The organism is Deferribacter desulfuricans SSM1, from assembly GCF_000010985.1.
In the GTDB taxonomy this organism is placed as follows: Bacteria; Chrysiogenota; Deferribacteres; order Deferribacterales; family Deferribacteraceae; genus Deferribacter; species Deferribacter desulfuricans.
The window spans coordinates 1,880,252-1,905,674 of the sequence record NC_013939.1; the positions used below are offsets into that span (position 1 = coordinate 1,880,252).

23 protein-coding genes and 1 riboswitch are annotated in these 25,423 nt (G+C 30.3%); of the genes, 10 read left to right on the forward strand and 13 right to left on the reverse strand.

The annotated features are described in order from the left end of the window. Positions 1–52 precede the first annotated feature (52 nt). Positions 53–2,614 carry a [protein-PII] uridylyltransferase gene (glnD, locus tag DEFDS_RS09360; protein WP_013008557.1) on the reverse strand — a complete coding sequence of 854 codons (2,562 nt, stop codon included), beginning with the start codon at positions 2,612–2,614 and terminating at the stop codon, positions 53–55. Beyond that, positions 2,615–3,082, reverse strand: a complete 468-nt coding sequence (locus DEFDS_RS09365; RefSeq protein WP_153801489.1) for a flagellar basal body-associated FliL family protein — start codon at positions 3,080–3,082, stop codon at positions 2,615–2,617. Between the two features lie 130 nt (positions 3,083–3,212). Here DEFDS_RS09365 and mtaB point away from each other — a divergent pair, with 130 nt between their 5' ends. Genes mtaB through DEFDS_RS09380 form a run of 3 tightly spaced genes read left to right on the forward strand, consistent with a single transcriptional unit; the run spans position 3,213 to position 6,991 of the window. Continuing rightward, a complete protein-coding gene (mtaB, locus tag DEFDS_RS09370) occupies positions 3,213–4,448 on the forward strand; it encodes a tRNA (N(6)-L-threonylcarbamoyladenosine(37)-C(2))-methylthiotransferase MtaB (RefSeq protein WP_013008558.1) in 1,236 nt (411 codons plus the stop codon). Beyond that, complete coding sequence (locus DEFDS_RS09375) at positions 4,441–6,135, forward strand: FAD-dependent oxidoreductase (RefSeq protein WP_013008559.1); 1,695 nt, start codon at positions 4,441–4,443, stop codon at positions 6,133–6,135. The genes mtaB and DEFDS_RS09375 overlap by 8 nt, the downstream gene beginning before the upstream one ends. After that, on the forward strand, positions 6,113–6,991 hold the full coding sequence (locus DEFDS_RS09380; RefSeq protein ID WP_013008560.1) for a phosphoribosylaminoimidazolesuccinocarboxamide synthase: 879 nt from the start codon (positions 6,113–6,115) through the stop codon (positions 6,989–6,991). The genes DEFDS_RS09375 and DEFDS_RS09380 overlap by 23 nt, the downstream gene beginning before the upstream one ends. Before the next feature lie 258 nt (positions 6,992–7,249). Here DEFDS_RS09380 and DEFDS_RS09385 read toward each other — a convergent pair whose 3' ends face one another. The 5 genes from DEFDS_RS09385 to DEFDS_RS09405 are packed head-to-tail and all read right to left on the reverse strand — an operon-like array spanning position 7,250 to position 10,980. After that, on the reverse strand, positions 7,250–8,815 hold the full coding sequence (locus tag DEFDS_RS09385) for a LysM peptidoglycan-binding domain-containing protein (protein ID WP_013008561.1): 1,566 nt from the start codon (positions 8,813–8,815) through the stop codon (positions 7,250–7,252). Between the two features lie 21 nt (positions 8,816–8,836). Beyond that, positions 8,837–9,619, reverse strand: a complete 783-nt coding sequence (locus DEFDS_RS09390) for a glycosyltransferase family 2 protein (protein ID WP_041223716.1) — start codon at positions 9,617–9,619, stop codon at positions 8,837–8,839. Positions 9,620–9,626: 7 nt separating this feature from the next. Further along, positions 9,627–10,079: an Lrp/AsnC family transcriptional regulator gene (locus tag DEFDS_RS09395; protein WP_013008563.1), complete on the reverse strand. Its 453-nt coding sequence runs from the start codon at positions 10,077–10,079 to the stop codon at positions 9,627–9,629. 3 nt (positions 10,080–10,082) lie between these two features. Beyond that, the gene (gene nth, locus DEFDS_RS09400; protein ID WP_013008564.1) at positions 10,083–10,745 is read right to left on the reverse strand and encodes an endonuclease III domain-containing protein; all 663 of its coding nucleotides are present in this window, start codon (positions 10,743–10,745) and stop codon (positions 10,083–10,085) included. Continuing rightward, on the reverse strand, positions 10,729–10,980 hold the full coding sequence (locus tag DEFDS_RS09405) for a hypothetical protein (RefSeq protein ID WP_013008565.1): 252 nt from the start codon (positions 10,978–10,980) through the stop codon (positions 10,729–10,731). Before DEFDS_RS09405 ends, nth begins: the two co-directional genes overlap by 17 nt. A gap of 137 nt (positions 10,981–11,117) precedes the next feature. Next, a riboswitch (SAM riboswitch) is annotated at positions 11,118–11,227 on the forward strand. 74 nt (positions 11,228–11,301) lie between these two features. Between DEFDS_RS09405 and DEFDS_RS09410 the strand changes: the two genes are divergently transcribed. The 6 genes from DEFDS_RS09410 (at position 11,302) to DEFDS_RS09435 (ending at position 17,133) form a co-directional block, all read left to right on the forward strand. Further along, the gene (locus tag DEFDS_RS09410; protein WP_013008566.1) at positions 11,302–12,435 is read left to right on the forward strand and encodes a homoserine O-acetyltransferase MetX; all 1,134 of its coding nucleotides are present in this window, start codon (positions 11,302–11,304) and stop codon (positions 12,433–12,435) included. Next, a complete protein-coding gene (locus DEFDS_RS09415) occupies positions 12,432–13,145 on the forward strand; it encodes a class I SAM-dependent methyltransferase (RefSeq protein WP_013008567.1) in 714 nt (237 codons plus the stop codon). The genes DEFDS_RS09410 and DEFDS_RS09415 overlap by 4 nt, the downstream gene beginning before the upstream one ends. Next, positions 13,142–13,825 carry an ABC transporter ATP-binding protein gene (locus tag DEFDS_RS09420; protein ID WP_013008568.1) on the forward strand — a complete coding sequence of 228 codons (684 nt, stop codon included), beginning with the start codon at positions 13,142–13,144 and terminating at the stop codon, positions 13,823–13,825. Before DEFDS_RS09415 ends, DEFDS_RS09420 begins: the two co-directional genes overlap by 4 nt. Further along, positions 13,818–14,600 carry an ABC transporter permease gene (locus DEFDS_RS09425; protein WP_013008569.1) on the forward strand — a complete coding sequence of 261 codons (783 nt, stop codon included), beginning with the start codon at positions 13,818–13,820 and terminating at the stop codon, positions 14,598–14,600. Before DEFDS_RS09420 ends, DEFDS_RS09425 begins: the two co-directional genes overlap by 8 nt. Further along, the gene (locus DEFDS_RS09430; protein ID WP_013008570.1) at positions 14,593–16,374 is read left to right on the forward strand and encodes a chloride channel protein; all 1,782 of its coding nucleotides are present in this window, start codon (positions 14,593–14,595) and stop codon (positions 16,372–16,374) included. The genes DEFDS_RS09425 and DEFDS_RS09430 overlap by 8 nt, the downstream gene beginning before the upstream one ends. A gap of 396 nt (positions 16,375–16,770) precedes the next feature. Beyond that, positions 16,771–17,133: an STAS/SEC14 domain-containing protein gene (locus DEFDS_RS09435; RefSeq protein WP_013008571.1), complete on the forward strand. Its 363-nt coding sequence runs from the start codon at positions 16,771–16,773 to the stop codon at positions 17,131–17,133. On the opposite strand, the gene DEFDS_RS09440 is transcribed toward DEFDS_RS09435, so the two are convergent. From DEFDS_RS09440 to DEFDS_RS09465, 6 genes are all read right to left on the reverse strand, one after another. Further along, positions 17,127–17,723, reverse strand: coding sequence for a 3'-5' exonuclease (locus DEFDS_RS09440; RefSeq protein ID WP_153801490.1), 597 nt, complete (start codon positions 17,721–17,723; stop codon positions 17,127–17,129). The two genes, DEFDS_RS09435 and DEFDS_RS09440, sit on opposite strands and share 7 nt — an antisense overlap. Then, positions 17,716–18,525: a 16S rRNA (adenine(1518)-N(6)/adenine(1519)-N(6))-dimethyltransferase RsmA gene (gene rsmA, locus DEFDS_RS09445; protein ID WP_013008573.1), complete on the reverse strand. Its 810-nt coding sequence runs from the start codon at positions 18,523–18,525 to the stop codon at positions 17,716–17,718. Before rsmA ends, DEFDS_RS09440 begins: the two co-directional genes overlap by 8 nt. Next, the gene (gene pdxA / locus DEFDS_RS09450) at positions 18,500–19,483 is read right to left on the reverse strand and encodes a 4-hydroxythreonine-4-phosphate dehydrogenase PdxA (protein WP_041223718.1); all 984 of its coding nucleotides are present in this window, start codon (positions 19,481–19,483) and stop codon (positions 18,500–18,502) included. The genes rsmA and pdxA overlap by 26 nt, the downstream gene beginning before the upstream one ends. 168 nt (positions 19,484–19,651) lie before the next feature. After that, entirely contained in the window at positions 19,652–22,153 is a 2,502-nt protein-coding gene (locus DEFDS_RS09455; RefSeq protein ID WP_013008575.1) for an ABC transporter permease, read from the reverse strand. Next, complete coding sequence (locus DEFDS_RS09460; RefSeq protein ID WP_013008576.1) at positions 22,146–22,802, reverse strand: ABC transporter ATP-binding protein; 657 nt, start codon at positions 22,800–22,802, stop codon at positions 22,146–22,148. The genes DEFDS_RS09455 and DEFDS_RS09460 overlap by 8 nt, the downstream gene beginning before the upstream one ends. Before the next feature lie 28 nt (positions 22,803–22,830). Continuing rightward, entirely contained in the window at positions 22,831–23,838 is a 1,008-nt protein-coding gene (locus DEFDS_RS09465; protein ID WP_231841017.1) for a carotenoid 1,2-hydratase, read from the reverse strand. 287 nt (positions 23,839–24,125) lie between these two features. Between DEFDS_RS09465 and DEFDS_RS09470 the strand changes: the two genes are divergently transcribed. Further along, positions 24,126–25,073 carry a metal-dependent hydrolase gene (locus DEFDS_RS09470; RefSeq protein ID WP_013008578.1) on the forward strand — a complete coding sequence of 316 codons (948 nt, stop codon included), beginning with the start codon at positions 24,126–24,128 and terminating at the stop codon, positions 25,071–25,073. Positions 25,074–25,423: the final 350 nt, after the last annotated feature.

Sequence of the window (25,423 nt, forward strand, 5' to 3'; positions counted from 1 at the left end):
ACTTTTTCACACCCTTAATTAATATTTTTCATAATTGATTAAGTAGAAAAAATCAGATTACTTCCATTAAAGAGAATTTGATTTTATCAATAAATGTCTGTTCTGTAATTTTATGATAATTTTTGTCTGTTACATAAAAAGAGTCTACAACTCTATCCACATCCGTAGAAATTTTTGCCTTTTGCACATTGATTCCTAAGTCTTCAAAAACAGACAATATCTTATACAACAGCCCAATTTTATCCTCAGTAAAAACATCAATCACAGTATAATTTGATGATATTTCATTATCAAATTCCACTTTCTTTTTAATCTCTTTAGGTATCTTTTTCTTAAAAAATGGGGTAGATGCCCTTTTAATCAAATCCTCAACTGAGGTTTTATTTGTAACAACTTCTTTAATAGTTACTGCTATTTTATCCCCTTTTTTCAATAAATTATTAGTTGAATCACTAGAAGAAACTACCTGAATAGTATCAATAACAATATTATTGTCAAAAGTAAAAATCTGAGCTCCCAAAATATTTAGGCCATAATAAGCAAAAACACCTGATAACTTTTTTAACAACCCTAAAAAGTCATAAGTGCAGATATTAAACTCAAGACAATTTAAATCGTCTCTAACGTAAAAATCGGTTAAAACTTTAACATCAGGATTAAGTTTTTTAATCATATTAAGATGTCTTATAATATGTTTAACCTTATAGGTAAAAATATATTCTGAATCCAGTTTATCTATGAAACCTTTTATTATATCATCAGAAATTCGCTCAAATAGTTTTTTTCTTTTTAATTCTACAATTTTATTATATTCACTTATAATAGACTCTTTCTCCAAAGCTGCTTTAGATTTTAAATACAACTCTGTCAAAAGAGAGCTCTTCCACTCATTAAACAAATCACCACCAACCGCATTCATATCAGCATAAGTCAACAGATAAAGAAGATGCAGCTCATCTTCATTGTTTAGATAATTTGTAAAATACTCAATAACTTCAATATCATGCAAATCCCTTCTTTGTGCTATATGACTCATCAACAGATGTTGTTCCACCATATTGGATACAGTGTCAATATCATCTGGATGCATACCCAATCTCTTACAAATAGTTTGAGACATTTTAGCTCCCACAACTGAATGGTTAAAACCTTGCCCCTTACCAATATCATGCAACAAAATAGATAACGCCAAAAGGTCTTTTCTTTTTAATCTTTTGTAAGCATCTATATAATTCTTATTACGAGGATTTGCATTTGTTATCAAATCATCAATAAATTTTAGAGCCAAAATCGTATGCTCATCCACAGTGTAGTGGTGGTATAAATCATATTGAACTCTACAAATAATCTCTTTAAACTCAGGAATAATACTCTCTAACACTCCTGTATTTAACATATTTTTTGTAATCTTGTAGGAATAAGGGAAACTTGAAATAACCTTAAGAAATAGCTTGCCATACTTTTTTAAGTAGTTTTCATCTATTAAATATAGATTATTTCGAATTATATTGATAAGTTTATCAGAAAGTTTTAAAGACCTTACTGCAGCGATATAAAAAACATTTATCAGCAACTCGTGATTTTTTTCAAAAATATCTGGATGCTCAGCAGTCAAATTATTATTGTACTGAATAAGTCCATAACCAAGTTTTCTTATGGTAGCCTTTTTATGAGTTTTATTATAGACTATCTCCTGTAGCCCTTTATTGATTACTTTTTTTGTAATTTGTGAAATATTACGAGCATGACCATAATAATCTCTTAAAAAATGCTCCACATTTAATGACATAGATGTGGTAATATAACCAAGCTCTGACGCAATATCCTTTTGAGCTTCTATCGTTAAAATATCGAATTTTCTGTTAAAATAGTAATGTAACTCATTTCTCACTTTAAAAATAAACTCCACACCTTTCATCAATAAATCATAATCTTCTATTGTGATAATATCTTTTTTTATTAAAGTGTTAAGACTTGCACCATTAAAAAGTATTCTGTTAATCCAACAGATAAAATTAAAATCCCTAATCCCACCATGCCCTTCTTTTAAATTTGGCTCTAATTTATATACAGAATCGCGATATTTTTCCCCCCTCTTCATTGCAGCATTTATATGCTCTAACAAAAATTTCATTTTACCTTTCTCTATAATATAAGAATTTACTGTTTTTACATACTCTTCAAATAGCAAGTTATTACCTTCAATAAATTTATAATCAATAAGCGCAGTTTTCTCAGTGGTATCTAGTTTATTTGTTTGTTTAATCTCTTTAAATGATTTTATCTGAATTGCGGGATTAATATTTATATCCCATAAAAGAGTAGAGAATTTTGATATAGCATCCTTTTCTTTACTTTTTAAACTATCTTTATGTAACAACAAAATATCTATATCTGAAAAAGGGGACATCTGTTCCCTTGCAAAACTACCAAGCGAAATAAAAGTTATATTATCTAAAGGAAAATCTGTCAACTTCAAAGCATATTTAATGGTGTCATAAGATAACTCAGAAATTTTAAAAAGTAACTGCCAGGAAGTAGGATACTTTTTCCTACTCTCTTTAATATCGTTCCATCTATTCCAATAAAAATTTTTTAATTCATCTTTAATCATTTAACTAAATACCATATTATGGAAATAAATTTCTTTGATGGTTCCTTCACCATATTTTAGCTCTAAAACTTTTTTTATCTGCCTTTTCAAAAACTTTTTACCATTTTCAGTTACTAAATCAGAAATTTTAAAGGTTGTCAAAATATCAGCAATAGCCATAGCTGTTTGTTTATTATTTTTAGCCAATATCTTTGCTACTTTTTTATTTTCAGTAACAATATATAAATCTAACTTTATATGTCTATTGTTTAAATCGGCACTAGTAGCTACCACATTTTCTACAAAAACTCCATAATCATCCCCAATTTTCATCTCTTTTACATTATACTTTTCAAATACACTCTTCTTTTGAAACCTAATATTCGATACAACGGACTTAAAAGAGATGTTAAAATAACTTTTTATAAATAAGAGAACTACAATAATCAGAAAAATTACTGATAAGATAATAATAATAATTTTTTTCATACTACAAATAATAGCATAAAAATATACAAAAAAAAAGCGCCTTTACAGGCGCAAATGCTACTTTATATTGACAACCTACAGGGGACATTTATATTGATACCTCAAAAATAAAATAGTTCATGAGGAATTGATGATTAAAATATATATTCACACTTTTGGATGCAAAGTAAATCTATCTGAAAGTGAAAACATTAAGCTTGAAGGAAGTCAAAAAGGTTTTTTATTCGTTGATAATATTGAAGAAGCTGATGTTGTTGTAATAAATAGTTGTGCAGTTACAGAGTTGGCAGAAAAAAAATGTAACGACTTCATTAAAAAAATAAAAAAGAGATATAATATAAAAGTCCTTGTTACAGGTTGTTATGCCTTAATACTCTCAAAAGAGATAAAAAGCTATATAGATTTTGTCTTGGATAACGAAAAGAAAGAATCACTTGTCGAATTTCTTTCTAACACATTTCAACTAAATGATTATAAACAAACTTCAAAACCAAAATTAAAAACTAGAGCTTTCCTAAAAATTCAAGATGGTTGTGATGCGTTTTGTACATATTGCATCATCCCTTTTTTAAGAGGGAAACCTAAATCTAAACCTATTGAAAAAGTTATAAAAGAAATAGATGACCTTGTTAATCTTAATTATAAAGAAATAGTTTTAGTAGGAATACATATAGGTAAATATGGTATAGATCACAATACAACTCTGAAAAATCTTTTAAAAGAAATTATTAAACAATACCAAAATAAAAATATAAGGTTTAGGTTGTCATCGTTGGATGTGGATGAAATTGATGATGAACTTATAGATATTGTAGAACACTCCAATGGTCTAATCTGTAATCATTTCCATATTGCACTACAAAATGGCTCAAATAAAATATTACAACTTATGAAAAGAAGGCATACAGCTGAAGACTTCATTGATATTTGTAACAAAATTAAATCAAAAATAGCTGATTGCACAATAGGCACAGATGTAATTGTGGGTTTTCCTGAAGAAACAGATGAAGATTTTGAGTCTACTATTAATGTATTAAATAAGGCAAATGTGGATTATTTACACGTATTTAGCTATTCTAAAAGAGAAGGAACTTTAGCAAGTAAAATGAAAAATCAGATCCCAGAAAACATAAAAAAAGAGCGTGCAAAAATGCTTCGAAAAATTGGTAAAAAGTTAAAATTAAATTCAGAACTTAAAATGATTGGTAAAACTGCAAAAATATTATTAGAGAAAAATGGTGGTGGACATATTTCAAATTACCACTATGTAAAAATCGTTAATGATAATTTAGAAGTGAACAATTTTTATAATATAAAAATCCTAAAAAGAGAAAAAAATAGACTTATAGGAGGTTTAGTTGAGTAAAGAAAAGTTAATTATAATAGGTGGTGTTGCTGCAGGTGCAAGTGCTGCAGCAAAAGCAAGAAGAACTAATGAGTTTATTGATATTACAATTTATGAAAAAACAGCAAACGTTTCTTATGCAAACTGTGGACTACCTTTTTACATTGCTGGAATAATTAATAACAGAAAAAATCTGCTATTACACACACCAAAAAGTTTAGGTAAAAGATTTAACTTAAATATTTTTACTAAACACGAAGTTATCGATATTGACCCAAAAAGTAAAACAGTTTTAGTAAAAAGTGGAGATAACACTTTTGAAGACAAATTTGACAAACTTATCATTGCTACAGGTGCCAAAACAGTTATACCTAAAATAAAAGGGATTGAACAAACACCTTTTTTCCAAATGAAAACTGTGGAAGATGTGGACCAAATCAAAGAATTTATTGAAAAAAACAACCCAAAATCAGCCATAATTATAGGGGGAGGGTATATTGGTGTTGAAATAGCTGAAGCTCTTTATCACTCAAATATAAAAGCAACAATAATTGAAGCTCAAAAACATATCTTACCAAATTATTCCCATGAAATAGTTTTAGCTATTGAAGACAAAATGAAAGAAGTTGGAGTCAATATACATACAGAAAAGTTTGTTGAAGAAGTAAGCTATGATAATAAACATTACAAAGTAATATTAAACGATGGAACCATATTACATTCTGATATGCTTTTCGTAGCTACAGGGGTAGCACCAAATATAGAACTTGCTAAAAAAGCAGGGATAACTTTAGGTGAAACTGGTGCAATAAAAACAAATGAATATATGCAAACAAATTATGACTTTATTTATGCGGCTGGTGATGCTGTAGAAAAATTTCATATAGTATCAAAACAGTATGTTTTTTTACCATTAGCTGGCCCTGCAAATAGAGAAGGTAGAGTAGCTGGTTGTAATGCTGCTGGAGGGATGTTGCAAAATCCTGGAGTACTTGGCACAAGTGTTGTTGGCTTTCTCGATAAAATTGTCGCAAAAACAGGTTTAAGTTTTGATGAAGCCATAGCAGCTGGTTTTGATGCCGATTTTGTTTATACAGAAGATCCCGATCACGCTGAATATTATCCTGGTTATAAATACATTTTTATGAAAACAGTTTTTGATAAAAGAACAAAAAAAGTATTGGGTGTAGAAGCTAGCGGAAGTTATGCTACGGTTAGAAAAGTTGATGCAATTGCGTCAGCTATATATGGAGATTTAACAATCTACGATCTTGAAAATATAGATTTCTGTTATGCCCCACCATTTGGCTCGGCAAGGGACAATATTAATAAAGCCGGTTTTGTCGCAGCAAACCAAGATAGAGGAGAAGGATTTGGCATTAAACCTCAAGAATTTATTGAAATCTATAATAAAGATTGCTCAATTCAAATAATTGACGTAAGAACAAAGTTGGAATATAAAGCTTACAGATTTGAAAAAGCAAAAAATATATACGTAAATGATATTAGGAGCCATCTATCAGAAATTGATAAAGGAAGACCTGTTTATATATATTGTGCAGTTGGTTTTAGGGGATATTTAGCAACAAGATTTTTAAGAAACTTGGGGTATGAAGCATTTAATATTATTGGTGGTATTGAGGCAATAAATAGAATAAAAAGATTTAACTTTGTAGGAGGGTCCAATGGATGTTGTTTTAAAAACTGAAATACCTGAATTAAAATTAATAGGTAGAGGTAAGGTAAGAGATATTTACGATTTAGGAAACTATTTATTGATAGTTACAACTGACAGGATATCAGCATTTGATGTTATTTTACCTAATGGGATCCCATATAAAGGTTATGTGCTAACTCAACTTTCAAAATTTTGGTTTGAAAAAACATCTCACATTGTAAAAAACCATCTTATAACAACAGATATTGAAGAGATGCCAGAAATCTGTAAAAAATACAGAAATATTTTAGAAGGCAGAAGTATGCTTGTAGAAAAGGCTAAACCATACCCTGTAGAATGTGTTGTTAGAGGTTATATTACAGGTTCTGGCTGGAAAGATTATCAAAAAACTGGTGAAGTATGCGGTATTAAACTACCAAAAAATTTAAAAGAATCGCAAAAGTTAGAACCACCATTGTTTACTCCTGCTACAAAAGCAGAAATCGGTGAGCATGACGAAAACATCTCATTTGAGCAAATGGTTCTAATGGTAGGTCAAAAAACAGCTGAAAAGTTGAGAGATTATGCAATTAAAATATACACATATTGTGCAAAAATAGCAGAAGAAAAAGGGATTATCATTGCTGATACAAAAATGGAGTTTGGCAATAAAGATGGTGAAATCATTTTAATAGATGAACTGCTTACCCCTGATTCTTCTAGATTTTGGTTTAAAGAAAAATATAAAGTGGGTGAACCCCAAGAGAGCATGGATAAACAGTTTGTTAGAAACTATCTTGAAACTTTAGACTGGGATAAAAAAGCTCCAGGGCCTGAGTTACCAAAAGAGATTATAGAGCAAACATCAAAAAGATATTTAGAAATAATGGAGATCTTAACAAAATAGGGGTATTACACAATAGTATGATTGTTGAAAATTAGCATGATTATGAGATTGCTTCGTCGCTAAAGCTCCTCGCAATGACGAAAACCTGTTTGTCATTGCGAACGAAGTGAAGCAATCTCATGATTAAACGTCGTATGTGAGATCGCTTCGTCAGCTTACGCTTCCTCGCGATGACTGTTTCGCTGCTATTGCGAGCGTTAGCGAAGCAATCTATGAATATTGTCTATAATTCGTGGGGTGCTGGCGCCCCTTTCAAATTTAATTAGGGATAATCAGATATTTTCCAGGTATTAGCTGAGTTGTTCTAAGTTTGTTTCTCTTTTTAATCTTCTCTACTGAGGTATTAAATCTATTTGCTATACTCCAAAGTGTGTCACCCTTTTTTATTTTATATTTTCTATATCTGACTATTCTCTCTGATTTAGAAATAATAATAGGATCTCCAGGCCTAATTAATCTTGGATTAATCCCTTTATTAAGCTTCATCAACTGCCCAACCGTCAATCCATATTTATGAGCTATACCATAAAAAGTATCCCCTCTTCTTACAATATAAACTCTTGGAATGACAGCGTTTATATCGTTTGAAAAGTTTTGCATAGCCAGTGATTTTTCATATTTTTTTATAGGGATAAATATTGGACCAGAAAAAAGGATATAATCATAGTAAAGTTTATTTAATTTTTTTATCGATTTTTTAGAAACACGGAATTTCTTTGCAATTCTTGCAATACTCTCTTTTCTCTTAGCATAGTATATTTTTACCTGCAAGAGCTCCTCTGGACTCATGCTAGCTATCTTCTTTTCTAAATAATTTTTTGTACCATAAGGGATTCTTAATTCAAAACCATCATTGGGTGGGGTAATAGGTTTTTTTAGTGCAGGGTTTAACTCCTTTAAAGTTTCAAAATTGGTATCAAGCAAATCAGCTATAACATACAAATTTACAGGCTGACTTAACTTAATTTTATCATAAATTAAAGGTTCTGTCTCAGGTGGTTCAAAACCATACTTTAAATAGTTTTTATATATCACCGTGAGCGCAATAAATTTAGGCACATAATCTTTAGTCTCTCTTTTTAGATATCTATATCTGGCAAGTTTAAAAAAATCTTTTGTCTTATACCTTTGAGTTGCTTTTAAAACCTTATAGAAACCTGCATTATATGCAGCAATCGCAAGGTACCAATCACCAAAATATACATATAAATATTTTAAATATTTTGCTGCTGCAACAGTTGCCTTTTCAAAATCTCTTCTCTCATCAAGCCAAAAGTTATTTCTTAACCCATATATCTTACCTGTTGAGTTCATAAACTGCCACATTCCACCTGCGCCAGCCCAAGAATATGCATATACATCAAAGCCACTCTCTGCAAATGGCAAACATGCCAAATCAGTAGGTAACCCCATCCTTCTAAAAATATCCTTTACGATATAAATATACTTATTTGCATTATTGAGCCATCTTTGAAAAGTAGTAGGATACAATTTTGTATATCTTTTAATAAAGAATTTTACTCTATCATTTATCACAATTGGAATATCGTAATTTTTTTGATTAAATGTCTCAGAGTCCATATTAAGCGCTAATTCTTTGTCAAAGAGATCAGAATAATCAATATTCAACTCAGGGGTATATAAACTAAATAACTTTTCATCCAAATCAGGTAAAATTTTCTTTTTTACCAAAGGTTGTTCTAAGATTTTGAGGTTAGTACTCTCTTTAGATTTTACTTCTTTATTTATTTCCCCTTTAAAATCTATATAAGAACATGAAGTTGCTATTAAAAATACAAAAATAATATAAACTAATTTTCTCATATCAAAATCCTAAACTAAAAACTAAAACCTTTCAATCATTTTATTTACACCATTTGCTACAATTTTGTATTTATGATTTATAAATTTAACAACCTCTTTTTGTAAATGCCTATCCATATATTTATGGTACTTGCAAAAAAATTTCTTTAATGATAGCAATCTATAAAATTCTATATTTTTAACGGAGCTACTCAAATGATTATCTAAAAAATATCTTTTTACAATTAACGGATAGTCCAAATAACCTATTTCAAAAAACAGTGCAACCCTGAGCCATAAATCATAATCTTCAGCTATCTTCATCCACTCATCAAAATAACCCGTCTTGTTAAAAACATTCCTTTTGGCTACAAAGCTTGAAGGGCTTATTCTACAATGGTCTAAAATTTTAGTCAAAATATAGCCACCATATTTTTTATGCTTATATCCCTGGTTGATAAAATTACCATTTTTGTACCAAAATTCATTAGTGTGAGATACTGCGAAGCCGTTATTATTCATAAATTCTAATTGCATTTCAAGTTTTCTCGGAAGCCAAATGTCATCAGAATCTAAAAATGCTATATACTCCCCTTTCGAAACAGTTATCCCAAAATTTCTTGCAGCACTTACCCCCCTATTTTTCTCTAATCTAAAAAATCTAATTAAGTCCAAATATGGGTATATTTTCGATTTTATATCAATTTCAGAGCCATCATCCACAACTATTATTTCAAAATTTTTATAAGTTTGCCATAAAACAGATTCAATGGCATCTTTTAAAGAGTTAACTCTATCTTTGACAGGGATAATAACAGAAATCATAACATAGTTAAATATTTCTCATTCTATCCATTATGGTTGAAAATACCAAAATTGTATTTGTTTGTCTTACTCCATTAATATTTCTTATTTTTTTAATAAGTTTAGATAACGTTTCAGTATTTCTTGTGATAACCTTTAACAGCATAGTAAAATCACCTGTAACATGATGGCATTCAACTATATCATCATCAAAATTTGATAGCATAACTTCAAAATCTTCGATATGCTGAGCATTATCAATTGATATACCTATAAATGCAAGGATATCATAACCGAGAGCTTTGTAGTTTATTTTAGTAGTATACTGCTCAATAATCCCTTCTTTTTCTAACTTTTTAATCCTCTCGATAACTGAAGGTGGCTTCATCCCTACAGCTTTAGAGATATCCGCATAAGAAGTCCTACCATCTTCAATTAAAATATTTATTATCTTTTTATCTGTTTCATCAATATGCTTCATTTCTTACCTCCATCTATCTACATTTATTTTATCACACTTATCATAAAGTATGCAAGCTGAGCATAAAGGTGATATAGGCTTGCAAATATGCTGACCATAACTCACAAGAATTTCGTTCCACTTCTTCCACATATGTTTTGGCAATATTTTCCTAAGATCCATTTCTGTTTGCTCTGGTGTTTTAGTTTTTACTACACCAAGCCTATTACATATTCTGTGGACATGAGTATCAACACAAATCCCCTCTTTATCAAACCCTTCAACCAACACAAGATTTGCTGTTTTCCTCCCCACACCTTTAATTTTTAAAAGCTCCTCTAGCGAATCAGGGACTCTACCTTCATACTTTTCTATTAACGTTTTAGAAACTTCTTTTAAAACTTTTACTTTTTTTCTATAAAAACCAGCTGGATATAGTATTTTTTCCAACTCTTCATCTTCCATTTTTAAAAGTTTATTAGGTGTATCAGCTACTTCAAATAACTTTTTTGAAACCTCTAACGTAACCTCATCTTTGGTTCTAAGAGAAATTAAACAACTCACTAAAACCTTAAAAGGATCTCTACCATTTTTCTCAGCAATTTTAGTGACTGATGGACTTTTAAGATTTTCATAAGCTTTCAATAATAAATCATATATTTCTTTAATATCATTCCTGTTCTTCAAGAAGTTCCCTCATTTTAGGTTTTATATGAATTTCACTTAAATCAAATTTTTTTAATGATTGAGCAATAATATTCAATTTATATTCTGTTGAGGCTTTTTTATCTATTATGATATAATAATTTTCGTTTACTCTACACAATCCACCTCGGGCGTTTGTTTTTTCATATCTTATTTTAATACCCAATTTTGCAGCAAGTTCTTCAAAATCTTTTAATAACTTTTTCTTATCTTTCATTAACCCACCCTTGCTGATACTTTTATATTTTTTTCTTTGATTAAATCAACTAAAATAATTGACATTTTAACATTTTAAGTATTATATGTGTATATGTTTGCCAATCCTATCTGAATATGGTAGATTGGCAAGATGAACTCTTATCAAGAGTGGTGGAGGGAACGGGCCCTGTGAAGCCACAGCAACCGGTCAGCATTTTGCTGATGACAGGTGCTAAGTCCCGCCCTGAAAGAGGGGAAGATAAGAGGTTGATGAATACAAGCCTCTTTATCTTCGCATAAAGAGGCTTTTTTTTTTATACAAAATTAAGAGGATTAAAAGATGAAAGAAAATTCAGTGGGATTAGTTAAAACTAAATACGTAACCTTTAAAGATGATTTTTATTTTGAAAGTGGAAGAATCTTATCGCCAATTACTGTAGCTTATGAAACATATGGCAAACTAAACGAAAAAAAAGATAATGCCATATTAATCTGCCATGCACTTACAGGTAGTGCACATGCAGCAGGATACAACTCTCCAGATGATCAAAAGCCTGGCTGGTGGGATGATATGATAGGACCAGGCAAAGCGTTTGATACTGACAAATACTTCATCATTTGCTCCAATTTTTTAGGTAGCTGTTATGGGACTACTGGACCTGCATCAATAGACCCTAGTACAGGGAAACCATACGGTTTAAAATTTCCCGTTTTTACTGTAAAAGATATGGTAAAACTTCAAAAGAAACTTATAGATTACCTTGGTATCGAAAAACTATTATGTGTTGCTGGCGGTTCTATGGGGGGGATGCAAGCTCTTGAATGGGCTGTGACATTTCCTGAAAAAACATACTCCATTATCCCAATTGCCACCGCAGGCAGAATAACTCCTATGGCAATAGCTTTCAACACAATTGGTAGATTTGCCATTATGAAAGATCCAAACTGGATGAATGGTGATTATTATGGAAAAACTTTTCCACGTGATGGCTTAGCTATTGCAAGAATGGCCGGCCATATCACCTATATGTCTGATAAATCATTCCATAAAAAATTTGGTAGGAGATACGCTACCTTTGGAGGGATTTACGATTTCTTCGGATATTTTGAAGTGGAAAATTATTTGCGTTATAATGGTTATAAATTTACTGAACGTTTTGATGCAAACAGTTATCTTTACATCATTAAAGCTATGGATATTTTCGATTTATCATATGGTTATGGCTCATATGAAGAAGCAATTGGCAGAATTGAAGCTGATTCGTTGTTTATCACTTTTACATCAGATTTCCTTTTTCCTTCATATCAAACAGAGGAAATTGTTAATATAATGAAAAACCATGGGAAAAATCCTGAGTGGGTAAATATAGAATCTGATTATGGACACGATGCTTTTCTCCTTGAGTTTGACACACAAACATCATGCATAAAAGAGTTTTTATCAAAAATTTATAACAAAGTTGCAAATCAATGAGTTTTGATAACGCAGCTCTAAATTATTTTTTCAGCTCTGACCACAAGGAAGGTTTCGATCTTGATTACTGTAAAGATTATTTCAGCGACTATACTTTTGATAAACTTCTTGATGTAGCCACTGCCACTGGTCACTTTATAAAAGTTTTTAATGCAAAACTTACTGTTGCCACTGATATTAGTTTCAATATGCTAAAAACTGCTAAAATAAAAAATAATTTAGAAAACTGTATAAACTGCAAAGCAGAAAATCTACCGTTTAAAAATAAAATATTTGATATTGTTACCTGCAGGATAGCATTACATCATTTTAGAAATCCAAGGAAATTCTTTAAAGAAACACATAGGGTTTTACAAAAAAACGGTTTTTTCGTACTCATCGACAGCATAGTTGATATCGAAGATGCATACTTAAATGTCATAGAATTTATAAGAGACAATTCACATTTTAGGAGTTACACAATAAATGAAATCTTAGAATTTGCTAATAATAAATTCAGATTATTAACTTTTCAATCTCAATTTAAAAGACACAACTTTAAAGAGTGGGCAACAAGACTAAATCAGGATGAAACAACTTTGCTGAAAATTAAAGAATCCTTCATGGAACTACCAGAAAAAATAAAAGAGGAATTACGCATAGAATTTGAAGATGGAGAAATAATCTCTTATACTGATAAAAAAGGGATATTTATATTTCAAACCATATGATAAAACTAAAAAATGTTAATTATAAAAACAATAACACTTATATTTTAAAAGATGTTAATTATCAATTTGACAAAAAAACTTTTTACACAATTTTTGGTAAAAGCGGCAGTGGCAAAAGCTCCCTTTTAAAATCCATAGTAAACCTTATTAATTTTACAGGGGAAATAACTGTTTTTAATAAAAATATTCTTGATTTACCTCCGCAAAAATTACGCTCTAAAATCTTGTATTTACACCAAGAACCTTTGCTTTTTGGTGACAAAGTAATTGACGATATAAAAACAATTTACAACCTAAAAATTCACAAAGAAAAAAAACTTGATATCAATTTCTATTTAGAGTTACTAAAAAACTTTGGTTATGATAAATCGTTTTTGGAAAAACCCATTAAAGAGCTCTCAGGTGGGCAAAAACAGATCGCTGCAATTTTAAGAGCTATAACCTTAAAACCAGACTTTTTACTATTAGATGAACCCACATCAGCACTTGATATCAATAGCGAACAAATTTTGATTGACCTTTTAAACAATATTAAAAAAGAAATTGGGATAATTTCTATCTCACATTCAATCAATTTAATCACAAACAGTGATATACAAGTGCTTATATCAAACGGAACAATATTAAGTGATTATAAAAAAATAGATGAGACAGAAATAAAGAAGGTTTTAAATGAATAATATAATTGACATCAATAGCACCGGTTTGATGATTATATACTTCTTGGTCTTTATCAATCTCATTTTGGTAGAAGTACTAAAATTTAAGCTTTTTAAACAATTTTTAATCGCAATTACCAGAATGTCTATACAGCTTTTTATAGCAGGTTTTATTCTAAAGTATATTTTTCAACTAAATACTTTTCATATAATAATTTTAGTTTTTCTTGTAATGGCTCTTTTTGCGAGCAACATCATACTTAAAAAAGCAAAAGTCCCTGTCAAAAATCTTTTCTTCTATATTTTCTTGTCAATAACATTGGTAACGCTATTTATTGGCTTCATATTTATTAAAATAATAATAGGCTTAACACCTTGGTATGAAGCCAGATATTTTATACCATTGATGGGTATGATTTTAGGAAACTCTATGAACGGATGTGCACTAGCAATTGAACGCTTTTACTCCCAAATAAAGAATCAGCAAAAAGAAGTGGAATCCCTACTCTGCCTAGGTGCTTCAACTTTTGAAGCTGTAAAAGAGATAATTATAAACTCACTAAAAGCAGCCTCCCTCCCCTATATAACTTCTATGAGCGGTATAGGTCTTGTATTTTTACCTGGAATGATGACAGGGCAAATTTTATCAGGTACAAACCCTATTGTAGCTGTAAAATATCAACTATCTATAATGATTGTAATTTTTACAAGCGTCATATTTTCCTCTTTACTTGTGGTTTTATTTAGCTATAAAATATTTTTTGACAAATATGGAAAAATAAAAAATTATGAATGATTTTTTTAAAAAGATAAATTTCCCTGTTATCGGTCGATGGTTCATTTTAGGAACAATTGTTGGAATAATAGCTGGTCTTGGAGCAATTATATTTTTTATAATGTTGCAAGGCACTTCATACTTTTTTCTTGATTATCTAGCTGGTTTAAGGATTGGTGAAACTGCTGGTGAGCCTTCACTATTTGGTCATGCTACAACAGAATTTAAAAGATGGATGTTATTTATCATCCCTGCTATAGGTGGATTATTAAGTGGATTTTTAGTTTATCAATTTGCTCCTGAGGCTGAAGGACACGGGACAGATGCTGCTATTGAAGCAATCCATTTTAAAAATGGTTATATTAGATGGCAAGTGCCATTAATCAAAACAATTGCAAGCGCAATTACAATTGGTACAGGTGGTTCAGGCGGTAGAGAAGGCCCTATTGCCCAGATTGGTGCTGGTTTTGCATCTTTCTTAGGAAGAAAACTAAATATAACAGATAGAGAAAAAAGAATTTTAACAGCTGCTGGAATGGGAGCTGGAGTTGGAGCTATTTTCAGAAGCCCTTTAGCTGGAGCAATATTTGCAGCCGAAGTTTTATACTCCTCAAGCGATTTAGAAGCAGAAGTTTTACTCCCTTCCACAATAACATCTATTATTGCCTATTCAATATTTTGTAGTATTTTTGGATGGGATTCACTATTTCTTACGCCAGATTTCAAATTTACAAATCCTTTAGAACTTTTTACTTATACCATTTTAGGTTTTGCATGTGCATTTTTTGGTTATTTATATGTAAATATCTTTTATAAAACTCACAATATATTTAAATCGCTCAAAGTTTCAAATTATTCAAAACCTGTGATTGGTGGTTTTTTAACAGGTCTAATCGGATATTTTATTCCACAAGCATTAGGTGGTGGTTATGCCAATATTGAAAAGGCAATGAATGGTGAGTTAGCAATATGGTTCCTTTTAATTTTAATTTTTGCAAAAACTTTTACAACATCATTTAGTATTGGAAGTGGTGGAAGTGCTGGAATATTTGGTCCATCAATGGTGATAGGTGCATCTGTTGGTGGATTTATGGGGTTATTACTTCAAAAAATTTTCCCAACAGTAGTTGCTAACCCAGGAGCTTATGCTCTTGTGGGTATGGCAGGTTTTTTTGCAGGAATTGCAAATACACCTTTATCAACAATCATCATGGTATCTGAGATGACAGGAAATTATCATCTATTAGTTCCAGCTATGTGGGTATCATCTATTTCGTTTCTAGTTCTTAGAAACACTACAATATATATATCACAAGTTAGATCAAGGAGTGATTCACCTATACACAAAGGTGAATTTTTTATTCAGATCCTTCAAGAAATTAAAGTGGGCGATATAATGCGTAAAGATCCAATTATCATTAAAGCAGACATGCATTTTAAAGATATTTTGGAGTTTATTCCAACAACTAAACATAACAGCTTCCCTGTTATAAATGATGAAAACAAATTAGTTGGTGTATTAAGATTCGAAGAGATAAGAGAATTTGTGTTTGAAGAAGGACTTGAAGATATTGTAGTAGCAGGAGAAATATGTGACACAGAAACTCCTGTGATAACACCTGAAGCTACACTTGCAGATGCTATAGAAACAATCGGTTTTAAAAACATTGAACTACTTCCAGTAGTTAATACATTGGAAGATAGAAAACTGGTAGGGATAATTACAAGAAGAGATATCATAACCATTTATAATAAAGAATTGAGAAAACAGAAAAAACAAGAAGCCCTCTTCTAAATCACACTTCATATTAAAACAGGTAATACAATAGAACGATGCACAGTAATAACTGCCAATTTCCAGATTGCTTCGCCAAAGATCGATATGACAACGATACAATCATCGCGAGAAAGCGTAAGCTGACGAAGCGATCTCAAGTAAAACGTTGAAACAGGAGATTGCTTCACTTCGTTCGCAATGATAAACAGGTTTTCGTCATTGCGAGGAGCTTTAGTGACGAAGCAATCTAATAATTATAACAATTATCAATATGTTAGTCTGATGTTCAACATGTTCAACCATTGTGCAACAACTTAAATATTTCTATTAAACTTATTATCTAACTCCAAACTTGACTTTTACACTCTTTTTTTCTATAACAACGTTTAAAAATACACAAATGAGGTATTCAGCATGGATAGACTCCAAGTTATTTCACATAAAGGCAAGACCATAATATACTTAGATTTTTCAAAAGCCACACCTATGGAATTTTACCAACTAATTGAAGAGGGGAAAAAGGTAATAAGTTCTCTTCAAAAAGGGAGCGTTTACACTTTGGTAAATGTTACTGATTTAATGGGTGGGAAAGAACAACAACTTGCCTTAAAAGATTTTGCCGAACATAACAAGCCTTTTGTAAAAGTAGGTGCTGTTGTGGGTGTTACTGGATGGAGGAAGGCAGTATATAGCTTGATACTAAGATTGACAGGAAGAAAAAATCTAAAACTTTGTAATACATTAGAAGAAGCTAAAGATTGGCTTGCTACTCAATAACAATAAGATACAAGATCACTCAACAGCAGAGAACCTTTACGTTGACTCTCTATCTCAATTAGTTTTTTAAAAATAATAGCTGTATGAAGCGCATCATAAATAGCCCTATGCCTATAACTACCATTTATTTTCAATTTTATATTAAAATGTTGAATTAACGAATCAAGACTATAACTTTTAAGTCCAGGTATTATTCTCCTTGATAACTTGAGAGTATCAATAACCGCAATTAAGGGGCAATTCATCCCAGTTTTTTTATAAAAATAATCGATAAATTTAAAATCAAAAGGAGCATTGTGAGCTACAAAAACAGTATTTTCGACATATTTAGAAAAGTGAGGTAATACTTCTTCGATAGTCGGTGCATCTTTTACCATTTCATCACTGATTTTATGAATTTTATATGCTTGAAAAGGGATAGGTTTCTTAGGATTTATCAAAGTAGAAAACCCCCTATCTAAACGAATGTTGAGCCCTTCATCCAACCTAACCGCTGCTATTTCTACTAATCTTGCACCTTTGTAAGGACTCAGACCAGTTGTTTCAGTATCTACAACAGTAAATTTATAGGATTTTACTTCGTTATTCATTTTCAATCATTTCAAAAAGTTTTATAAAATCGTCTAATGACAATTGCTCTGCTCTAATCTTTTCTCCAAAATGCTTATCAATCTTTTCTAATTGCTCTTTGCTCAAATAAGATAAGTTATTTTTCAATGTCTTCCTCTTACTTTTAAAACAACTCATCACAAAATCAAAAAATCTTTTTTCTTTGTTCAAGTCATTAAAATATCTCTCTCTTGGGATAAATTTTAAAACAGTAGATGTAACCTTGGTATTAGGCCAGAAATTTGCACCTGATATATTCCTAATCTTTTCAATATTAAAATAGTATTGGGCAAAGATAGAAAGTGAAGAGTAAGTTTTAGAACAGGGTTCACTGGTCAATCTATCAGCAACCTCTTTTTGAAACATAAAAGTCATTAACTCTATATCATCTATAAAATCTACACATTTTTCAAAAATTTTGACTGATACATTATATGGAAGATTTCCAGCAAACTTAAGCTTACCATCAGGCAAATCATCTCTAGTTATTTCAATAAAATCTTTATTAATGATTTTTAGATTTTTGAAATAATAAAGATATCTTGATAAAAAATCGCAAACATCACTATCTATATCAACTACAGTCAAATTTACCCCTTTCTGCAATATTTCATATGTTAAGACACCGCAACCTGGTCCTATTTCAACTACATTATCATGTTCTTTTAAATCTAAAAAACTAACAATTTCACTTATAAAATGTTTATTAGTTAAAAAGTGCTGACCAAGTGATTTTTTCGTTTTATTAAATTCTGATTTATAAGCTTTGATTAAGTTTAACATTTTTTACCATATCCTTAGCAACTTCTATTGCCCTTTGTAAACTTCCATAATTTGCTAAATTTTTACCAGCAATATCATAAGCTGTGCCATGATCGACAGAAGTCCTAATTATTGGCAAATTAAGAGTAACGTTGACTGCTGCACCAAAACTTTCCATTTTAACAGGAATTAACCCTTGATCATGATATATACAAACAACAAAATCAAATTCACCCATCAATACCTTTGGGAATAGTGAATCAGCAGGAAATGGGCCATGTACATCTATATTTTCACTTTTTAATTCATTTATAACAGGGGTTATTATTTTAAGCTCTTCATCCCCAAGCACACCCCCATCTCCAGCATGAGGGTTTAATCCACAAACTGCAATTCTGGGTTTTTGAATTCCAAAAAAACGCCCTGCGCTATTTGCATTTAAAATTGCTTTTTTAACAGCTTTTTTATCAATTCTATCTGCTATATCCTTTATTGCTAAATGAGTAGTTACAAGAACTACTTTTATTTTATCCCCCACAAGCATCATACTAAAATCATATGTATTTGTTAAATAACCTAGATATTCAGTATGACCAGGAAAATCATATCCAGCTAAATTTATAGCCTGCTTATTTATAGGCGATGTTACTAGAGCATCTGCTTGCCCATTTAATACCATCTTAGTTGCTTTTTCTACAAATAACATAGAAGCTTTGCCACATTCCTTATTAACAACGCCATAACGGATACTTTCTAAGTTTACTTTCTCATCAGGCTCTACAATCACACAATTATATTTATCAAAATCATCTTTAAGTACATTTTGAAAAGTATTCTTAATGATATTTTTATATCCAACCACAAACAGTTCATAATCGTCAGGCTTTTTATTGCAGTAATCACGTATCATTTTACAACAAATTTCTGGACCAACCCCTGCAGGATCTCCAATCGTAACTGCAATCTTAATCTTTTCCATACTTGTTATATATTCCCCCAATCATTTTAAATCAAGAAAATTTATTATTTTACAATAAACAAAGTAGCAGGTTATTGCACTACATTATAGGATATCTTATAATATAAATCATTTAATCTAAGATTTATTTAGATTGCTTAGGGTTTCTACACCTATAATTGGAAATATTTACTCATAACTTGCAAATTTTTTAGGGTCTAGCTGTTTGATGGTTTTGATAGGCAATAAACCCGCTAAAATTACAAACAGCACAAGGACTAAGAGTAAAAGTGATGTTTTGATAAAGTTAACATGATATTCAATTGACCAGCCAAAAGATTTTGTATTTACCACTTTGATGATTATTAGACTTAATACACTTCCAAGCAAGACTCCATAAAAAGCACCAAAGAAACCGATTACAGCTGCAGACAGTGTGTAGATTTTAGATAAAAGCCTGTTATTTGCACCTAAATATTTTAAAATGCTAATCTCTTTTCTTCTCTCAAGGGCTACTGCATAGAGCATATTCCCCATACCAAAAAGTGATACAATAAGAGCTATCCCCTGAATAGCATAAGTAATAGCAAAGCTCTTATCAAAGATTTTGATAACCTTTTTCCTGATAACATCGTTATTGAAAATATCTAAACTTCCATCTTGATTAATTAAGCTTTCTAATTTGCTGATAACACTATCTGCATCAACCCCTTTTTTGAGATAAATACTGACTTGAGTAAATTTTAATTCGTCCCAATACCTTTTTTGAAAAGAATTATCAAAGATTATAAATCCATTTACATTAGAATAACTTGTAAAAATTTCTCTGATTTTAAATTTTTCCTTCCCCTTTGGCGTGTCAATTTCTATAAAATCCCCTACTTTTAAACCGTATCTAATTTTAAAATACTCTGAAACAGCTACACTTTTTGTTACTTCAAAATTATCGATACCGTTATGATACTTTTTAACAACCTTTTCCTCTCCAAAACCTAAAAGTATCTCTTTCCCTTTAAAAGTCCCCGGCATAGCACGAAAAGTGCTGACAGCTTCTACCCCATCAACAGTTTTGATTTTATATAAAGTATTTTCATCAAGGGGCTCAAAACAAAAATTGGACGAACAACTTGCGGACTTGATAAAAATATCTGCTCTAAGGTTGTTATCTATCCATTTTGTGAGTGAAATTTTAAAGGAATCTATTAAAGTAACCATGCTGATAACAAGTGCCGTTGAAATAGCTACACTTATTAATGCAATGGCAAATCGGTATGAGCTACTGAAAATATCTGCAAAAGATATAAAACCTGCTGTCTTAAATATCTTTTTTATAAATTTTTCTACAAAAATTATAAGCTTTTCAAGATATAAAAATGCTGCAGCACAAAAACCAATCAGTATAAAAAAAACTCCTACATAGGATAGATAAGGATACTCAGAAATATTGTAGTAATAATCAAAAAAGCTAAACAGTATTCCTAATCCAATAAAAAAAAGTCCAACTAAAAACCAAATTTTATAATATTTTTTAAATTTTAGCTCAAAAGTCCCTCTTCTTACAGTTTCTACAGGGTTTACCCTGGCTGCTTCTATCGCAGGAAAAACAGAGGATAAGAGTGAGATGCAGATACCCAAAAAAACAGCATAAAATGAATATGAGTTAAACGAAAAAATGTTTTTTATATAAACAGGTTTAAAGATTGTACTTATTGTTTCTTCAACTACAGCAGAAGAATATATGCTTAAAATTTGTCCCAATAATAGCCCTAAAATTGAGCCCAAAATACCAAGGAAAAGTGATTGAAAAATAAACAAAAATAAAATCTGCAATTTTGAACTTCCCAATGCCCTTAATGTGCCAATTTGTTCCCTTTTTTTGACAACGGTAATAAAAATAGTATTAAAGAGCATAAAGAATCCTACTAAAAAAGCTATAAAACTTATAAAATAAAGGTTCATTTTAAACGATTTTAAGATTTCCCCTTGATTTTTTATAAGCACAGATTTCTTTTGCAAAAGAAGATTTGCAGGCAACAAAGATTTTAGCTCATCAACCTGCTCTTGTTCTAAATTTACATCAATCCTTGATACTTTTCCAAAAAATTTAAATTCTTCCTGAAAATTACCAATATCCTGATAAATACCTGAAGGCACTTGCTCTGAATCTATAATTCCAGCTATAAAAAACTTTTTTCTTCCATCTACATTTAGGAAAAGCTCTTCATTTACTTTTACTTTTAATCTTTTTGCAATGTCATCTGTAATAAATATTGCATTTTGCTTTTGAAAAAAACTCTGCAAATCTAAATTTGAGTCTGTTATGTCAATATTACTGTTTTTTATTGCTTTAAGTAAATCTATTGCAAATATAGGGATAACTAATTTTTCATCTTCTGATTGAGCATTATTTTTTATGACAGGGTAATTTCTTATCTGTCTATCGTTTAAAATTTTAATTATACTTTCGTCAAAAGGTTTGCCAAATTTGTCATTTATCTCATAATTTGCTATAGGATTTAATTTTTCTATATCACTTGACATACTTTTTATTGCACTTTGGGTGGAATTTAAGATAGATAAAAACAAGCCTACACCAAGAGCTACACCAAAAATGGATATAAGGCTAAAGAGCTTTTCCTCTTTTAAATTTCTCAAAGCAAAAATAAATATGAGTCTTAAACTGTTAATCACTTATCCAATCTCTAATACGGCCATCTTTAATACGGATTATTCTATCGGTAAATTTTGCAATCTCTTCATTGTGAGTAACCATAACAATCGTAGTATTATATTTTGCATTTAAACTCTTTAAAATATTTAAGATTTTTTCACCAGTGAGTGTATCAAGACTTCCTGTTGGCTCATCAGCCAAAATAATCTTAGGCTTTTTTATTATTGTGCGTGCTATTGCAACCCTTTGCTGCTCACCACCTGATAGTTGATGTGCAAAATTGTTTATTTTATGTTTAATATCAAGGATATTTAATACTTCTTCTATCTCATCTTCATTATTAATGCCATTTATCAAAAGTGGGATTAATACATTTTCATAAACTGTAAGATTGTTGAACAGATTAAAAAACTGAAAAATAAAACCTATATACTTTTTTCTAAATTCAGTTAATTCTTCTTCATTGAAATTTGTAATATTTACACCATTAATTATAACTTCTCCAGTATTAGGTTTATCCATTGCACCAATTATATTCAAAAGTGTGGATTTACCTGAGCCTGATGGGCCCATGATTGATACAAATTCTCCATCTTTGATATGTAAATTTATATCTTTTAAAACTTTTGTTTCACCATAACTTTTACATAGATTTTTAAGAGCTATCATCAATTTCTCCAATATTTTTTACAATATTTCAATATCCTGTAAGCTCCATATAAGCCTTTCCATGAAAATCCCCATAAACCTTACAAGCACCTTCAAAATAATAATTAAAAGTGGATTTTGAAGCTACAAACTCTTGATTCTTAACAAGGGATTCCACAAATATCTTCTTATCGTTTATCTTGATTTCCCACTTTATAGGGTATTTTGCAGAAGTTATTTTTGATTTGTAAAATTCTAAAGGTTTTAGTTTTACTTTATCAAAATCAAGATTAATTTTATTGCCGCTTTTATCAATAATTGCCGCGTATGAGCTTTTGTCAATTTTACCATCTTTATCTTTAATTTGATAAATGATAATCTCTCTGCCATCATCAAGCATAATTGAAAACCAGTCCCAACCTTTTAATTTATCGGTGCTGTAATCTGAATTAATTTCTCTGTCAAACCAGCTTTCCCCCGAAACGGAATATTTTTTCTCATCAATCTGTAAATATCCGGTAGTTTTCATCCTTGTAATTGAAAAATATAATGAAGCGCACTCCTCACATCCGTAAATCTTATTTGAATAACCGTTTTCTCCGTTTAAAATAGGATTTTTGGTAGGTATCAATTTTATATCAATACTAAAATTTTTAGCTTTTGCTTTTATGTCAATTTGCTCAATACTACCGGTAACTAAATCATCAAAAACCTTTACATACAACTTATTATCACTTGCTGCAGCTTCATTATAGGCTCCTCTTGATGTATCATCTTCAAAGTAATATTTTTGATTGTTTATGTCTGTAATTGCAAAATGAGAAATATAAATCCTGTTTAGCCCAAATTTGCTTTTATACTTTTTCTTATTCACATTTACCACAAATATTGTAAGCTCATAGCCAAATCTTTTCCCATCATTTGAGTTTAAATGCCCTGTAAAATACCACCATTGACTTACAAAATTATCTTTATAATAAAGGTCATTAGGCAGATTTACACGGTCAGTTGCCTTTAATTTTACAAAGTCTGATGCAAAAGCAAAATTTGTAAACAAAAGTAATATTAAAATAAATAATCTCAAGCACCAACCCTCATAAGATATCTATTCATATCAAATTTCCTCGTAAGGCTATTTTCAGACATATACCTTACTTTGCCAAAAATTTCTCTCTCTTTAAAAGCCCTATAATGAATTTCAAATCATTATTCTATGAATTATAATATATTTTTTCATATTTAAGTTTTAACATACATAACTTAAAAAATAAACTTGTAATGATTTTAATTTAGGTTTTTATAGACTTTAATTTTTTATATATATTTCACTTAAAAGAGATGAAAATGGATCCTGTTACTCATATTGGGAGCGGACTTTTAAGCGGTTCATATTTAAAAGATAAAAAAAGTGACAAAAGTATATACATAATTTCAGTGATAGGCGCACTTTTGCCGGATATTGATAATATCATTGGACTTGCAGGTAATCCTCAGCTTTATCTGATTCACCATCGCGGGATAACTCACTCTTTTTTAGGTGCTATTCTACTTTCATTCGTTTCAGCACTCTTATTAAAATATATTTTTTTTCGTAAAACAGATTTAAAAAAGATATTTTTAATTTTTACATTTTTTAGCTTTGTTCACATATTTTTGGATTTAATTACAAGTTACGGTACGCAAATTGCTCTCCACTTTACAAATGAAAGATACACTCTTGAGTGCACATTTATAATAGATCCTATTTTCACAGTCACTATATTGATATTCTTTTTCATTTCAAAAAAACTTACTTCTAAAAAAATTAGATTAATATTGTTTAGCTTTATCTTTGTTTATCCTCTGTCAAATTTAGCACTTAAGGCTATTTACACAAATATGTTAGAATCAAGATACCCTGATAAAAAGGTTTATTTAAGCCCCTCACCTTTTACACCGATTTTTTGGAAAGTAATAATGGAAGATAATTCTTCATATTATGTTGCCACAAAAACATTATTCGCTGATACAAATTTAAATGATTTTGAAAAATACACTTCATTAAAAACCAACAATTTATCTAATATATTTACTGTAGATGGTTTTTTAAAAACTTACTACTGGTTTACAAAATATCCTATCATTCAAAAAATAGGTAAAAACACTTATAAAATCTCAGATTTAAGATTTATGTTTACCTTGAAGAGCTTAAATATCAAAAGGGAAACTCCTTTCAGCATTATATTGACTACCAATGAGGACAAATCAAAAATAGTAAATTATAAATATAACTTTGAGGGTGTTACACAATAACAATTGCTTAGCACCTCAGATTGCTTTGATAACGCTCGCAATAGCAGCGAAACAGTCATCGTGAGAATGCGTAAGCTGACGAAGCGATCTCACCTACGACGTTTAATCATGAGATTGCTTCACTTCGTTCGCAATGACAGAATTTATGGGTCATTGAGAGGACAAATGCGACAAAGCAATCTCATAATAATGATAATTATCAACAAGTTAGTCTATTGTGGAACATCCTCAGCAAAACTTAATTTATTGTGCAATAGCCTCAATCTTACACAAATTTAGTTGCACTATGAAGCTTTAGAGAAGGTATTATCTTTAGTAATATTAGAGATGAATGGCAGTTACAAATCCCG